The organism is Rugamonas aquatica (assembly GCF_009380215.1).
Taxonomy (GTDB): Bacteria; Pseudomonadota; Gammaproteobacteria; order Burkholderiales; family Burkholderiaceae_D; genus Rugamonas; species Rugamonas aquatica_B.
On the sequence record NZ_WHUG01000026.1, the window covers coordinates 14,438 to 29,884 of the forward strand.

At 66.2% G+C, this 15,447-nt stretch carries 13 protein-coding genes and 1 tRNA gene; 7 read left to right on the forward strand and 7 right to left on the reverse strand.

Features of this window, described 5'->3' with window-relative positions; all coding sequences use genetic code 11:
* Positions 1-9 precede the first annotated feature (9 nt).
* From GEV02_RS31760 to GEV02_RS31780, 5 genes are read right to left on the reverse strand one after another with little or no spacing between them, the layout of a single operon-like run.
* Entirely contained in the window at positions 10-576 is a 567-nt protein-coding gene (locus GEV02_RS31760; RefSeq protein WP_152841790.1) for a nucleotidyltransferase family protein, read from the reverse strand.
* Positions 577-586: 10 nt separating this feature from the next.
* Positions 587-2,809, reverse strand: a complete 2,223-nt coding sequence (locus GEV02_RS31765; protein WP_152841791.1) for a xanthine dehydrogenase family protein molybdopterin-binding subunit — start codon at positions 2,807-2,809, stop codon at positions 587-589.
* An 11-nt stretch (positions 2,810-2,820) separates the two neighbouring features.
* Entirely contained in the window at positions 2,821-3,279 is a 459-nt protein-coding gene (locus GEV02_RS31770; protein WP_070360515.1) for a (2Fe-2S)-binding protein, read from the reverse strand.
* Between the two features lie 32 nt (positions 3,280-3,311).
* A complete protein-coding gene (locus GEV02_RS31775) occupies positions 3,312-4,040 on the reverse strand; it encodes a DsbC family protein (RefSeq protein WP_152841792.1) in 729 nt (242 codons plus the stop codon).
* A gap of 38 nt (positions 4,041-4,078) precedes the next feature.
* Positions 4,079-5,296, reverse strand: a complete 1,218-nt coding sequence (locus GEV02_RS31780; RefSeq protein WP_152841793.1) for a UbiH/UbiF family hydroxylase — start codon at positions 5,294-5,296, stop codon at positions 4,079-4,081.
* A gap of 77 nt (positions 5,297-5,373) precedes the next feature.
* Here GEV02_RS31780 and GEV02_RS31785 point away from each other — a divergent pair.
* Positions 5,374-5,449 (forward strand) — tRNA-Phe (locus GEV02_RS31785).
* Positions 5,450-5,861: 412 nt separating this feature from the next.
* Here the strand turns inward: GEV02_RS31785 and GEV02_RS31790 are convergent.
* On the reverse strand, positions 5,862-7,061 hold the full coding sequence (locus tag GEV02_RS31790; protein WP_152841794.1) for a TCR/Tet family MFS transporter: 1,200 nt from the start codon (positions 7,059-7,061) through the stop codon (positions 5,862-5,864).
* A gap of 122 nt (positions 7,062-7,183) precedes the next feature.
* Here GEV02_RS31790 and GEV02_RS31795 point away from each other — a divergent pair, with 122 nt between their 5' ends.
* The 6 genes from GEV02_RS31795 (at position 7,184) to trhP (ending at position 14,187) form a co-directional block, all read left to right on the forward strand.
* The gene (locus tag GEV02_RS31795) at positions 7,184-7,819 is read left to right on the forward strand and encodes a TetR/AcrR family transcriptional regulator (RefSeq protein WP_152841795.1); all 636 of its coding nucleotides are present in this window, start codon (positions 7,184-7,186) and stop codon (positions 7,817-7,819) included.
* A 115-nt stretch (positions 7,820-7,934) separates the two neighbouring features.
* On the forward strand, positions 7,935-8,651 hold the full coding sequence (locus GEV02_RS31800) for a DUF4386 domain-containing protein (protein ID WP_152841796.1): 717 nt from the start codon (positions 7,935-7,937) through the stop codon (positions 8,649-8,651).
* A 55-nt stretch (positions 8,652-8,706) separates the two neighbouring features.
* Positions 8,707-9,093 (forward strand): nuclear transport factor 2 family protein, encoded by a 387-nt coding sequence (locus GEV02_RS31805; RefSeq protein WP_152841797.1) that lies wholly within the window; start codon positions 8,707-8,709, stop codon positions 9,091-9,093.
* Between the two features lie 19 nt (positions 9,094-9,112).
* On the forward strand, positions 9,113-9,988 hold the full coding sequence (locus GEV02_RS31810; RefSeq protein WP_152841798.1) for an AraC family transcriptional regulator: 876 nt from the start codon (positions 9,113-9,115) through the stop codon (positions 9,986-9,988).
* Between the two features lie 81 nt (positions 9,989-10,069).
* The gene (locus tag GEV02_RS31815; protein ID WP_152841799.1) at positions 10,070-12,748 is read left to right on the forward strand and encodes a bifunctional acetate--CoA ligase family protein/GNAT family N-acetyltransferase; all 2,679 of its coding nucleotides are present in this window, start codon (positions 10,070-10,072) and stop codon (positions 12,746-12,748) included.
* Positions 12,749-12,828: 80 nt separating this feature from the next.
* Entirely contained in the window at positions 12,829-14,187 is a 1,359-nt protein-coding gene (trhP, locus tag GEV02_RS31820; protein WP_152841800.1) for a prephenate-dependent tRNA uridine(34) hydroxylase TrhP, read from the forward strand.
* Positions 14,188-14,206: 19 nt separating this feature from the next.
* Here trhP and GEV02_RS33075 read toward each other — a convergent pair.
* On the reverse strand, positions 14,207-15,447 hold a 1,241-nt coding region (locus GEV02_RS33075; RefSeq protein WP_174999436.1), incomplete at its 5' end, for a hypothetical protein.

Here is a 15,447-nt window from a genome sequence, read left to right on the forward strand (position 1 = left end):
GTCCTTGTTTTACAAATCGCCAGGCGTATCGATATCGCGCACCACGCCGACATCGTCGACTATCAGCTCGCTCACCGCATGGCTTTTTAATATGTCGCGCGCGCCCTGGTCGCCTTCCAGCGCCAGCAGCAACGGCAAATGATAACTGCTGAAGGCGACCGGATTGCCGCGCCGCCCTTCAAAAACGGGCGCCGCGATGCGTGCGCCCCGTGTGATCGTGGCGACTAGCGCCTGCATGGTCTCCGGCCGCACATGGGGCATGTCGCCCAGGCCGACCAGCCAGCCCTCCGCACCTTTCGTGTATTCGACGGCCGCCGTCAGCGAGGAGGCGATGCCCAGATCGGCATCGGCGCAGACGCGCACCTCGCATCCCAGCTTGCCCAGCAGCGCAGCCACCTGGTCGTCGCCCGGACGGACCACGGCCACCACGCGCGGCACCACGGCCAGCATATTCTTCGCACTGGCGGCGACCACGGCGTCGCCAGTGCTTAATGGTTGCAGCAATTTGTTCTGTACGCCGGACGGGTCGAACCGCTTACCCCGTCCGGCTGCCAACAATATCCCTACCAGTGCCATGCAGCTCGGCTCAGGCGCTGGCCAGATCGAACGGCAGCTTGCGCAAACGCTTGCCGGTCAATTTGAACAGCGCGTTGGCGAAGGCCGGCGCCAGCGGCGGCAGGCCCGGTTCGCCCATGCCGGTCGGCGGATCGTTCGACGGCACGATGTGCACGTCGATCACCGGCATGTCCGTCATGCGCGCCACCGTGTAGTCGCTGAAGTTCTGCTGATCCACCACGCCATCCTTCAGCGTGATGGCGGCGCCCGGCAAGGTCATGCCGAGCCCCATCAGCGCCGCGCCCTGGATCTGCGCTTCGATCGTCAGCGGATTGACCGCCTGATTGCAATGCACGCCCGCCGTGACCTTGTGCAGCTTGGGAGTGCCGTTCTTCACGGACGCCACCACCACATAGGCGATCACGGTGTTGAACGATTCATGCACCGCCACGCCCCACGCCTGGCCTTTAGGTAAAGCCTTCTTGCCATAGCCGGACTTGGCGACCGCCAGGTCCAGCGCGGCGATGTGGCGCTTGCCCTTCTCGCCCAACAGCTTCTTGCGGTAAGCGACAGGGTCCATCTTGGCCGCGTGCGCGGCTTCGTCGATCAGCGTCTCCATCACGAAAGCGGTGTGGGTGGAGCCGACGGAGCGCCACCACAGCACAGGCACGTTGGCCTTGACGGTGTGCGCGCTCAGGTTCAGCGGCACTTCGTACGGTTCGCCCATGCCCTCGACCATGGTCGAATCGATGCCGTCCTTGACCATCATCGGCTCGAACGCCGTGCCGGCGATGATGGACTGGCCGACGATGACGTGATCCCAGGCGACGATATTGCCCTTGTCGTCCACGCCGATGTCGGCGCGGTGCACATGCGATGGACGGTAGTAGCCGCCCTTGATGTCGTCTTCGCGGCTCCAGATCACTTTGATCGGCTCCGTCTTGCCGGCGGCCTTCCAGGCTTTGGCGATATGGACCGCTTCAACCAGATAGTCGGAGGTCGGCACGGCGCGGCGGCCGAAACCGCCGCCGGCCATCATCGTCTTCAGCACCACCTGCTCCGGCTTCAGGCCGGCGGTGGCGGCGATGGCGCCCTGGTCCATCGTCTGGAACTGCGAGCCGGCCCACACCGTGCAGCCGTCCGCGCGCAGGTCGACCACGCAGTTCAAGGGCTCCATCGGCGCGTGCGCCAGGTAAGGGAATTCATACACGGCGGAGATCTTCTTCGCCGCGCCGGCCAGCTTGGACGTATCTGCCTTGCGCACCGGCAGGCCGGGCTTCTGCGACAGCGCCTTGTACTCGGCCAGTTGCTTGTCGCTGCTGACTTTTTCAACGCCGCTGATGTCCCAGTCGATGACCAGCGCTTCGCGGCCCATCTTGGCGGGCCAGTAGCCGTCGGCCACCACCACCACGCCGCTGCCGCCGCGATCGGTCTTCACTTCCATCACTTCGATCACGCCCTTGATCGCCTTGGCTTTCGACGCGTCGAACTTGGCGACCTTGGCGCCGAACACCGGCGGCCGCGCCACCACGGCGACCTTGCTGTGCGGTGCCTTGAAGTCCATGCCGAACTGCTGTTTGCCGGTCGATTTCAGTTTGGCGTCCAGGCGCTTCATCGGTTTGCCGATGAAGTTGAAGTCTTTCGGATCCTTCAGCTTGACGGTGGCGGGCACCGGCTGCTTCATCGCCGCATCGGCCATGGAACCGAAGCTGGCCTTCTGGCCGGCGGGGCCGATCAGCATGCCCTTCGAGGTCTTGACCTGGTCCGGCGTCACTTTCCATTCCTGTGCAGCCGCCGCGATCAGCATCGCGCGCGCCTTGGCGCCGATTTCGCGGTACTGGGTGTACGAGTGGGCGATACTGCCCGAGCCGCCGGTGATCTGGATGCCGAACGCCGGGTCTTTGTATTGGTCGCCAGCCGGCGCCAGCGCGCCGTTGACCTTGGACCAGTCGGCGTCCAGTTCTTCCGCGATCAGCATCGGCAAAGAAGTCTGCACGCCCTGGCCGAATTCTAACCGGTTGACCTGCACCGTCACGCTGTTGTCCGGCGCGATATGCAGGAAGGCGTTCGGTTCATACACCTTGGCGGGAGGCTGCTGCGCATTGGCGAAACGCCCCGCGCCCGGCATGAAGAAGCCCAGCACCAAGCCGCCGCCGGCCACCGCGCCGGCCTTCATGAATCCACGGCGCGACACGCCGTTGGTCGCATTCACACCCGCCGCCATCGCTTCCTGATTAAGCCATTCGATACGCATGACGTTCTCCTTTAGGCGATGGTTTTGGCTGCGTCTTTAATGGCTGCGCGGATGCGCTGGTACGTCCCGCATCGACAGATATTGCCGCTCATGGCGTTGTCGATGTCGGCGTCGGAGGGGGCCTTGTTGGTGCGCAGCAGTGCGGTCGCGCTCATGATCTGGCCACTCTGACAGTAGCCGCATTGAGGCACATCCAGCTTGACCCACGCCGCCTGCACGGCCTTGCCGACTTTATCGTTCTCCATCGCTTCGATGGTGGTGATCTTCTGGCCAACGGCCGCCGAAATCGGCGTGATGCACGAGCGGATAGGCTGACCGCCCAGGTGCACGGTGCAGGCGCCGCACAGGGCGGCGCCGCAACCGAACTTGGTGCCGGTCATGTTCAGGTTATCGCGCAAAGTCCACAGGATGGGCGTCGAAGGATCGGCGTCAACCTGCATGTCTTTACCGTTGATATTCAATGTGATCATTCGACTCTCCTGTGGGCACTGGTGTGGGACGGCTACTGCTTGATCTTGGCGAGTTTTTCTTCAAGCGCCTTGGTATCGATCGCACCCGGCACGCGGGTGCCGTCGGCGAAGAAGATGGCCGGCGTACCGGAGACGCCCAGTTTGTGGCCCAGCTCCACCACCTGCTCGTTCGGCGATTCGCAGTTCGCCGCCGCGACAGGGGCCGCCTTGTTGTTGATCATCCAGTCGTCCCAGGCCTTGCTGCGGTCCGGCGAGCACCAGATGTTTTTCGATTTGACGAAGGAGTCGTCGGCCAGGATGTTGTACATGAAGGTGTAGACCGTGATGTTGTCGGTTTCCTTCAGCGTGGTCTGGCGGAAGCGTTTGCAGTAGCCGCAGTTCGGATCTTCGAACACCGCGATCACGCGGCTGCCGTCGCCCTTGACGGTCTTGATGGCCTTATCCAGCGGCAGATCGGAAAACTTGATCTTGTTGATCTCTTCCAGGCGTTCCTTGGTCAGGTCGGTGCTGGTGGTCAGGTTGAACACGTGGCCGGAGAACAGATACGTCCCGGTTTTGTCGGTGTAGAGAATCTCGCTGCCGATGCGGATTTCATACAGGCCGCCGTATGGCGTTTCGCGCACCGAATCGACCTTGACGTTGGAACCCAGGCGCGGTTCGACCAGCTTCTTGATCGCATCCGTGGTCGGCGGGGTTTCAGCGCCCACGCAGGACGCCATCAGCGCCGACAACAACAGCAAAACGGTCTTACTCTTTCTCATGACATCTCCGATGACTACATTCGAACCCACTGGCGCGCTCACTTGCCCATCGCGTGGGAGATCAGGCGGCGCTTCAGCACGGGTAATTTATCCAGCAAGTTTAATCCCAAATTGCGAACCACGCGCAGCGGCTCCAGATCGGTCCCGAACAGGCGTTCCAGCCCGTCGGTGGCGATCTGCATCAGCAGCACGTCTTCCTTGCGGGCGCGCTCGTAGCGGGCCAGCACGCGGGTGTCGCCGATGCCGCGGTGTTCTTCGCACTCGCCCAGGGTCTTGACCAGCTGCGCGACGTCGGCGAAGCCGAGGTTCATGCCATGGCCGGCCAGCGGATGCACGACGTGGGCGGCGTCGCCCACCAGCGCCACGCGCGGTGCGCTCATGGCGTGCGGGCGGATCAGGCGCAGCGGGAAATCGCGCACCAGCTCCGGTTGCAGCGGCGTCAGCGCGCCCAGCTTCTCTGCGGCGTAGACAGCCAGGCGGTCGGCGATCTGCTGCGCCGATTCGGCGCGCAGCGTGTCGGCCAGCGCTTCCGGCGCGGACCACACCAGCGAAACCTGGTTGCCCGGCAGCGGCAGCAGCGCGACGATGCCCTCGGCGCCGGTGAACCACTGGTAGGCGGCGCCGTGGTGCGGCTTCTCGCAGGCGAAGTTGGAGACCACGGCGCGCTGGCCGTAGCTGCGGTAATCGAGGCCGATGTCGCACTGGCCACGCACCCAGGACTGGGCGCCGTCGGCGCCGACCACCAGCGCGGCCTTGATGCTGGAGCCATCGTCCAGGTGCACCGTGGCGCTGTCGTCGGCGCGCAGCAGGCCGGTGGCGCGGCCTTCGACCACGCGCACGTTCTGCGCGAACTTGAGGGCGGCGTCCAGCGCCTGCCCGAGGTTGCGGTCTTCCATGATCCAGGCCAGCGTGCCGGTGTGGGCGCCGAAAGCGTCGAAGGCCAGGCCGCCGGCATGGGGGCCGTCACCGTGGACGATCATGGCGTCGACCGGCGCCACGCGGGCGTGATCCAGCGCATGCCAGACCTTCAGCGAGGACAGTAAATGGTGGGCGGTATGGTTCAGCGCATAGACCCGCGCGTCCCAGCCCGGATCGGCCGCCGGCGCCGATGGGCGCGACGGCGGGCCAAGCAGGGTAACGCTGAAGCCGGCCTGGGTCAGGCCCAGCGCGGCGGTCTTGGCGATGGCGCCATCGCCAACAATGCAGATATCACTCTCAATAACGCGCAGCGCGGCGGGGGAGGATGGAATAGTCATCCGCTCATTATAGCGTTTGTATGGCTGAGAAATTGGCCCTTGCAATTCCGCCTAAGCCTGCTATAATTCTGCTCCTTGGCCTGGTAGCTCAGTTGGTAGAGCAGAGGATTGAAAATCCTTGTGTCGGTGGTTCGATTCCGCCCCGGGCCACCAAGAACAGTGTCAAACAGAACGCCAACCCACGCAGGTTGGCGTTTTTGTTTGCATCTACACTTCCTCGCCAAAACAAACCCACCTTTCGACCCGCATCCTTCAGCACGCCGTCGGCGCAGCTTTTTCAGAAGCCGGAGCAAGGAATGGGTAGGTGCCTGCACAAACCTTGTAGGAACCATTCGATTTTCTTCCCTATTTTTTTCGGCTTTCCCATAGTTAGGCCGCAAAATCCGGAATCGGTTCAAACCCGAAAAAAATCGAACAAAATAGGGATGGAAATAGGGGTTTTGCTACAAGGAGCTGCACCGCCGCCCCTATATGCATACTCCCTTCCCCAGTCCGGTTCAGCACGCCATAATTTGAAAAATTCGAATCTGGCCATAACCGCCTTGAAGGTACAGTCAAATGAATATTAGGGAGTTCGACTCTTGGCAGACGCCCTCCCCTCAAACCGCAAGCCCAGCACCAGCGGCACCATGATCGCATAGACCACCACGGTCGACAGCCAGATCGCGCCCGGCCATTGCTCCCTGACGAGGAAGTAGAAACTCGAAAACGCCAGCGGGCAGATGATGGAGGCCAGGCTCACGGCCGACGCCAGCACGCCCTGGAACTGCCCCTGCTGACTCTCATCCACCTGCCGCGTCGCCAGCGACTGCAGCGCCGGGGCGCCGATGCCGCCGAGCGCGAACACCGGCATGATCGCGAAAATCATCCAGCCCTGCGTGGCGAACGCCATCACGATCAGCGCGATGCAGGCGCCGGCCACGCCCGTCAGGATGGTCGCGCGTTCGCCCAGCAGCCTGACCGCCGGGCCGGGAAGAAAGGCCTGGGCCAGCGTCTGGCAGACGCCGAACGCGCCCAGCGACAAGCCTATCCCCAAGCCGTTCCAGTGGAAGGTGTCGCTGCCCCACAGCGCCCAGCAAGTGCCATAAACCTCGCCGGTGGCGCTGAAGATGAAGAAGATGACGGTGATGGGCAGCAGGCTCTTGGCCGAAAACACCCAGCGCAGCGGCCGCAGCGGGTTCAAGGCCGCCAGGTCGATTTTCTCGCGGCTCGGCGTGCGCGATTCCGGCAGCAGGAAGAAGGCCAGCAGCAGATTGCAGCCGTTCAGCACGGCCGCCGCGATGAACGGAAGACGCACCCCGTAATCGCCCAGCGCACCGCCCAGCACCGGGCCGACGATGAAGCCGATGCCGAACATGGCGTTGAACAGGCCGAAGCGGCGCGCGCGTTTGTCCTCCGGCGAGATATCGGTGAGGTAGGCGGTCGCCACCGACAGGTTGGCGCTGGTCAGGCCGGCGATGGCGCGGCCCAGCAGCAGCATCCACAGGCTGCTCGCCGAGGCCAGGAACACATAGTTGACCGCCGCGCCGGCAAGCGACACCAGCAGCACCGGACGGCGCCCCAGCCGGTCGCTCAGCGAGCCCAGCACCGGCGCGCAGACGAACTGCATCAGCGCGTACAGCGCGGTCAGGATGCCGATGTAGGACGCCACATTGTCGGCATGGGTGATGTCGCGCAGCAGCGCCGGCAGGATGGGAAAGATCAGCCCGATGCCCACGGCGTCCAGCACGATGGTGGCGAAGATGATGAAAAGTGGTTTATTCATATAATTGTACTCAGAACCAATATGTACTCAGTACATAAAGTGTACCTGCAACGACGCACGGCATCAACCGTTTTTGCCGTATATCGGTATACTCAGTACATAAATCACAATTCCAAAGCCCCATGTCGACGCCCACCGACCTCCGCACCCGCAAGCGCCTCGCCACCCGGCAGAGCATCTCCGACGCCGCCACCCTGCTGTTCTTCGAGCGCGGCTTCGATCAGGTGACGGTGGACCAGATCGCCGCCGCCGCCGACGTGGGGCGGATGACCGTGTTCAACCACTTCCCGCGCAAGGAAGACATGTTCTTCGACCGCGAGGAGGAAGGACGCGAGCTGTTGCGGCAGACATTGCTGCAACGCGAACCCGGCGTCGCGCCGGTCGAAGCGCTGCGCCGGCTCGCCCACCGGCTGGCGGTACGCAGTCCTTACCTCAGCTTCACCGACAAGGGCCGGGCCTATATGGAAGCGATAGCCGGCAGCGAAGCGCTCAAGGCCAGGGCCAGGGCGATCGGCGACGAGCTGGCGCAAGCGGTGGCGGCGGCACTCTGCGAATGCGTGGGACGGCCGGCGGACGATGCCGACGCCAGGCTGGCGGCCGCGCTGCTGCTGGCCACCTGGCGCGTGGCCCTCAACCAGGCGCACCAGCGCTTTGCGCAGCACGGCGACGCCGCGCAGGCGAAGGCGGACTTTCTCGCCGTCATAGAAAAAGGCACGCTCGGCCTCAATGCCGCGCTGGCGGCGACGCCCTACGCCTGATCGCTCGCGCGCCGCGGCCACAACAGGATATCTTTTTATCAAATATATCTTGCATCGCTGTCATATGTCAGATATTGTTGACACGTGATATCCAACTACGACTAAAGGTGACAGCATGCACAATCTCAGCAAGAACGCCCGTATTGCAGGTTTCGTTTATCTGTTGCTCATACTGATAGCGCCCCTGCGGCTGGTCTACATCCCCGGCAAGCTGTTCGTCAGCGGCGACGCGGCGGCAACCATCGCCGGCATCGCCGCCCACGAGCAGCTGTTCCGGCTCGGCATCTTCGCCGACCTGGTCACCGGCGCCGTCAGCCTGGTGCTGACCTTCACGCTGTACCGGCTGTTCAAGGACGTGAACAAGACCTGGGCCCTGCTGATGCTGATGATGGGCTTCATGGACACGCCGCTGTACTTCTTCAATTCGCTCACCGACATGGCCACCCTGATCCTGGTGCAAGCCCCGACCTATCTGGCCGCCTTCGACCAGGCCCAGCGCACCGGCCTGGCCACGCTGTTCCTGAAGATGCACAACCTGATGACGTTTGCGTCGGAGATTTTCTGGGGCCTGTGGCTGTTCCCGCTGGCGGCGCTGGTGTACCGCAGCGGTTTCCTGCCGCGCTTCCTGGCGGTCTGGCTGACCATCAACGGCGTCGCCTACTTGGCGCTGAGCGGCGCCGGCCTGCTGCGTCCGGAATACAACGAGCTGGTCGCCAACCTGGCCTTCCCTTGCCAGCTGGGCGAGGTGGCTTTCGCGCTGTGGATACTGACGATGGGCGCGAAGCCGCGCCAGCCGGCGGCGCTGCGCGGCGCGGCCACGACCGCGGCATAAGCAGTTCAGGCGGACAGCACAAAATATCAAAACCGATGCGCCGCCCTGGCGCATCATGCCTGCGTTGCCAACCAACCAGGAGTCCGCCATGCACATCGACCATCAACACATTTGGGAAACCTACACCTCCGCCTGGAAGGCGGACAATATCGACGACAAGCGCGCCCTGCTCGGCGCCAGCCTGGCCGACGCCTGCACTTACCAGGATCCGCTGGCCAGCACCAGCGGCTGGAGCGAGCTGATGGCGTACATGGCGAATTTCCACCAGCAGGTGCCGGGCGGCCACTTCGCCACCCGCCGCTTCCGCTACCACAACGGCCAGAGCGTCGCCCAGTGGGACATGCTGGACGCGCAAGGCCAGATCATCGGCGACGGCGTCAGCGTAGGCCGCTACAATGAGGCGGGCCGGCTGGTAACGGTGACGGGCTTCTTCGATACCTGACCATCCCCCGGGAGCGCGATTGAACTACCTGACGCAGATACAGCAAGGCATAGACTTCATCGAAACCTATCTGGAGGAAGACATCGCGCTGGCGACCGTGGCGCGGGAAGCCGGCCTGAGCCAATGGCACTACCAGCGCATCTTCAAGGCGCTGACCAAGGAAACGCTGAAGCACTACATCCGCACGCGCCGCCTCGCCAACGCGCTCGACAAACTGCTGGACACGCGGCTGGGCATACTCGACATCGCCATCCTGGCCGGCTACCACAGCCAGGAGGCGTTCACGCGCGCCTTCAAGGAACGCTACGCGCTGACGCCCAACGAATTCCGCCAGCAAGGACGGCGCAACCTCATCGTGCGCAAGCTGAAAATGGATGCGGACTATCTGCGCCACCTCCACCGGAACATCGAACACACACCGGCGCTGGCCGCGCGGCCGCCGATGCTGCTGGTCGGCATGCACACGCGCTTCTACGGCAGCGACTCCGACAAGAACAATCTGGGCCAGCAGCTGCCGCAGCTGTGGGAGCGCTTCATCGCGCGCCTGCCGGAGGTGCAGCACGCGGTGCCGGGCTGCTGCTACGGCGTGGTGCAGCCGGTGGCGGGCGACTCGGACCAGCTGGAGTACTACGCCGCCATCGCAGTGCGGCAGGCCGGCGCGCTACCCGCCGGCATGCAGCGCATCGAGCTGCCGGCCGCGCACTGCGCCACCTTTGTGCACCGGGGGCTGGGCAAGCTGGTCGACCGCACCGTCGATTTCATCTATTCGAGCTGGCTGTGCCAGTCCGGCTACCGCCACAGCGGCGGCGCCGACCTGGAAATCTACGACGCCAGCTTCGATCCGCTGTCCGAAAACTCGCAGATGCGCTATGCCATTCCGATTGTTTTGACTTGAATCAAGCAAAAATTTGATTTCGCTCAGTACACTCGATTCACGTTATATTTGCATCACCCTGGCCACCGCATCCCCCTCCCCATGGAAACCCACTACCTGACGCCGCTGTTTTCACCCCAGTCCCTCGTGGTCTTCGCCGGCAAGGCCGACCAGCCCGAACAGCAGACCTGCTACGGCCGCGGCATCCGCGCCCAGCTGGAGCAAGGCGGCTTCGGCGGCCCGGTGACCTTCCTCGACGTCGGCATGAGCGGCACGCTGTCCGACCTGGCCCACTCGCGCGCCGACCTGGCCGTGATCGCCCTGCCCAACGATGAACTGAGCTTCGCGCTGGAAGTGGCCGGCCGCATCCAGTGCCGGGCGGCGCTGATCCTGTCGGCCGGCGTCGACGGCGCGCTGGCCGGCGAGCTGCACGCCATCGCCCGCAAGCACGGCATCCACCTGCTGGGGCCGAACTGCCTGGGCTACCAGCGCCCGCGCCTGCACATCAACGCCAGCGTCGCCGGCCCGCTGGCGCAGCCCGGCAGCCTGGCGCTGATCTCGCAGTCGGGCGCGCTGACCACCGCCATCCTCGACTGGGCCAGCCAGAACGCGGTGGGCTTTTCCACCGTGGTCTCGCTGGGCGCCAACACCGCCGTCGACCTGGCGCAGACGCTGGACTTCCTGGCCACCGATCCGGCCACGCACAGCATCGTCATCTACATGGAAGGCTTGACCGACGCCCGCCGCTTCGTCTCGGCGCTGCGCGGCGCCGCCACCACCAAGCCGGTGGTGGTGCTCAAGGCCGGCAACGCGGCGGCCGCCTCGCAGGCGGCGCTGACCCACTCCGGCGCCATCGTCGCCAGCGACGACGTGTTCGACGCCGCGCTGCGCCGCACCGGCGCGGTGCGGGTGTCATCCTTCGTGCAACTGTTCTCGGCGGCCAAATGCCTGGCCTCGCGCTACCGCCCGGTCGGGCCGCGGCTGGCCGTGGTCACCAACGGCGGCGGCCCCGGCGTGCTGGCGGCCGACTGGATCGACCACCTGGGCCTGCAGCTGGCGACGCTGTCGGCCGCCGCCGCGCAGGCGCTGGCGCCCGAGCTGCCGCCGCACGCCAGCCTGGCCCAGCTGATCGACCTGTCCGAGGAAGCCGGCGCCGAGGCCTTCAGCGCGGCGGTCCAGGCCTGCGGCCGCGACAGCCAGGTGGACGGCATCCTGGTGATCTACTCGCCCAAGCTGGGCGGCGACCCGGCCGCCGTGGCGCGCGCCGTCAGCGCCCTCAACGCCGGCCTCGGCAAGCCGCTGCTGACCTGCTGGATGGGCGACCGCCAGGTGGCCGAGGCGCGCCAGCTGATCAACGCCGCCGGCCTGGCCACCTTCCGCACGCCGGAAGCGGCGGTCGACGGCTTTTCCAACATCGCCTCGTTCTACCAGAACCAGCAACTGCTGCACCAGACGCCGCCGCCGCTGTCGCAGCTGGCCCAGCCCGACCTGGACGGCGCCCGCCTGCTGATCGAGGGCGTGCTGGCCGAGCGCCGCAAGGTGCTCACCGAAATGGAATCGAAGGCGCTGCTGGCGGCCTTCCACATCCCGATCACGCAGACGCTGCTGGCGCGCAGCGCCGGCGAGGCGATGCTGATCGCCAGCCAGCTGGGCTACCCTGTGGCGCTGAAGATCGACTCGCCCGACATCGCCCACAAGTCCGACGTGCAGGGCGTGGTGCTCAACCTGCTCAACGCCGCCGCCGTGCGCGACGCCTACGGCGACATGATGGCCACCGTGCGCCGCCTGCTGCCGGACGCCCGCATCAACGGCGTGACGGTGCAGAAGATGGCCGGCAAGCGCCACGGCCGCGAGCTGTACATCGGCGTCGTCACCGACCGCCTGTTCGGCCCGGCCATCAGCTTCGGCGCCGGCGGCACGATGATCGAGCTGATCGCCGACCGCGCGGTGGAGCTGCCGCCGCTGAACCAGTTCCTGGCGCAGCGCCTGATCGGCCGGGTGCGCTCGGCCGCCACGCTGGGCGAATGGTGCGGCGCGCCGCCGGCCCAGCGCGAGGCGGTCGAGCAGATGCTGCTGCGCGTGTCGGAGATGGTGTGCGAGCTGCCGCAGTTGCGCGAAATGGACATCAACCCGCTGATCGTCGACGAGCACGGCGCGCTGGCGGTCGACGCCCGCATCGTGGTCGACGCCGCGCCGCCGTCGGCGCAGGGCTACGGCCACCTGGCGATCCTGCCCTACCCGTCCAGCTACACGCAGGAGTGGCCGATGCGCGGCGGCGGCCAGTACACGCTGCGCCCGGTGCAGCCGGACGACGCCTCGATGCTGCAGGCGCTGGTGCGCGGGCTGTCGGAAAAGTCGCGCTACTACCGCTTCGCCTCGTCGCTGCGCGAACTGTCGGTGCCGATGCTGGCGCGCTACACGCTGATCGACTACGACCGCGAGATGGCGCTGGTGGCGGTGCTGACCCAGCGCGCGCCGGGGCCGGACGGCGAGTTCGTCGAGACCGACAGCATCATCGGCGTGTCGCGCTACATCGCCAACCCCGACCGCAGCAGCTGCGAATTCTCGCTGCTGGTGGACGACCGCTACAGCGGCCAGGGACTGGGCACGCGGCTGATGCTGGGCATCATGGACGTGGCGCGCGACAAGGGCTTGAGCGAGATCGACGGCCTGGTGCTGTGCAAGAACAGCGGCATGCTCAAGCTGATGGCCAGCCTGGGCTTCCAGATCCGCCCCTACGAGGACGATCCCGACTTCCGGCTGTGCAGCAAGACACTCTAGTACGCAGGCGGGATTTTTTGACATAGGACAAGGACATGCGGCGGCGTCCTGGCTAGACTGCCTGGATTTTGCCCGCCGCCATGCTCCAAGCCCCCGAACTCCTCCTCCCCGCCGGCTCGCTGGCCAAGATGCACGCCGCCTTCGATTTCGGCGCCGACGCCGTCTACGCCGGCCAGCCGCGCTACAGCCTGCGCGTGCGCAACAACGACTTTTCCACGCTGCAAACGCTGCAGGAGGGCATAGACGGCGCCCACGCGCGCGGCAAGCAATTCTTCGTCGCCTCCAACATCTTCGCCCACAACGCCAAGCTCAAGACCTATCTGCGCGACATGGCGCCGGTGATCGCGATGAAGCCCGACGCGCTGATCATGGCCGATCCCGGCCTCATCATGATGGTGCGCGACCAGTGGCCCGACATGCCCATCCACCTGTCGGTGCAGGCCAACGCCGTCAACTGGGCCGACGTCAAGTTCTGGCACCGCATGGGGCTGACGCGGGTGATCCTGTCGCGCGAACTGTCGCTCGACGAGATCGAGGAAATCCGCCAGCGCTGCCCGGAGATGGAACTGGAAGTGTTCGTGCACGGCGCGCTGTGCATCGCCTACTCGGGCCGCTGCCTGCTGTCGGGCTACTTCAACCACCGCGATCCCAACCAGGGCACCTGCACCAATTCCTGCCGCTGGGATTACAAGGTGCAGCCGGCCGCCGAAGACGCCAGCGGCGATCTCGGCGCGATGCAAACCATCCCGCTACGCTTCGAGCAGGCGCTGGAGCAGGCCCGGCAGCCATGGTCGTCGCTGCACCAGCAGCCGCGCCACCCGCTGGCCGACCAGCCCTACCTGATCGAGGAGACCGGGCGGCCGGGACAGCTGATGCCGATCCTGGAGGACGAGCACGGCACCTACATCATGAATTCCAAGGACTTGCGCGCCGTCGAGCACATCGAGCGGCTGGTGAAGATAGGCGTCACCTCGCTCAAGGTCGAGGGCCGCACCAAGTCGCTGTACTACGCGGCGCGCACCGCCCAGGTCTACCGCCAGGCCATCGACGACGCCGTTGCCGGGCGGCCGTTCGACATCGGCCTGCTGGGCCAGTTGCAGGGCCTGGCCAACCGCGGCTACACCGACGGCTTCTACCAGCGCCACCACACGCAGGCGCACCAGAACTATATGCGCGGCGCTTCGGAGGCCGAGCGCAGCCAGTACGTCGGCGATGTGCTGGGCATGCAGGATGGCTGGGCGCGGGTCGAGGTCAAGAACCGCTTCGCCGTCGGCGACCGCATTGAGGCGATCCACCCCGGCGGCAACCGCGACCTGACGCTGGCGCGCATGCGCGCCGACGATGGCAGCGACATCGCGGTGGCGCCCGGCAGCGGCCACTTCGTGCACATCGAGCTCGACCCGGCGCTGGACGGCGCGCTGCTGGCGCGCTACCTGTAGCCGCGCCATTGCCGGGGCGCTAGCGCCCGTGCCAGTTCAGGCGGCGCTGCTGATAGGCGGCCAGCCAGCCGGCGTTCTCGTCCAGCACGGCCTTGCCCAGCGCGAACGCGAGGTCGCGGGCCTGATGTTCCTTGTCCGCGTTCGAACACGGCGCCGTCTCGCTGCGGACCAGCTCCGCGTCGGCGCGGCCATACAGCTTGTGCAGCTGCTCGGCCTGGGCCGCCGTTTCGCCGTGGCCCATCTTGGTGGCCAGCGACAGCCAGGCCGCGCCGACGCCGGTCGCCAGCTTCATGCCCGCCAGCAGCAGGATCAGCGGCAGCATGTGGCTGTGGCCGAAAACCAGCGCCACCACCAGCGCCGTCACCGACATCACCAGGCCGCTGAGCAGCATGTTGTTGCCGAACGCGACAGCGCGCGCGTGCTGGCGCCGCCGCCAGCGGTTGCCGGCGCCGCTCAGATAGGCGCGCTGGTCGTCGATCCAGCCGCGCAGCACGCCGCGCACCGCCAGGCCCGGCACCGGCGGCGCCACCAGGCAGGCGTCCAGCGCGTGGCGCACCCAGCCCATGCCGCCGCCGGCGCGCTGCGCGCAATGGTCGGTGACCAGCGAGGCCTCGCCGGCGCACAGCCAGTACATCTGGCAGCGCAAGCCTTCGGCCAGCGCCCGGTAGTCCAGATAGGCATTGCGCCGGCGCGACAGCGCCACCCACAGATAGGTGCCGACCGCGCAGATCGCGCCCGAGGTGAACACCACCGCCTCCACCAGTTCGCCGTGGGCGCTGCTGGTCAGCTTCAGCGACGGCGCGGCGCTGGCCATGATCACCGCCAGCGCCATGAAGCGCCAGCGATAGCGCCACCGGCGCTTGGCGCGTTCGGCCTGCACGTCGGCCACGCGAAAGACTTGCAGCAGCGGCGACAGGCCGGGGCGCAGCGCGGCCGGCAACGCGGCCGGCACACCCTCCGCCCCGCCCTGCCCCAGGCTGGACAGGAAGGCGCCGCTGCTGGCCGCCAGGCTGGCGGCGTAGCGCTGCGCGGCGTCGCCATCGTGCGCCCGCAGCGCCTGGCTGTGCAGGCGGTTCAGCAGATCGATCTCGCGGCCGGCGGCGTGCGTGCGGTACAGCACGGCCAGCGCCGGCGCATCGAGCGCGCGTCCCAGCCGCAGTTCGGCGTGGGCGACGGCGTCGCGCCAGGCGCGGTACTCGGCCCAGCGTTCGCAGGCGCGGATCGGCGCGCGCAGCCAGGAGCGCAGCGGCGGCGCCAGCA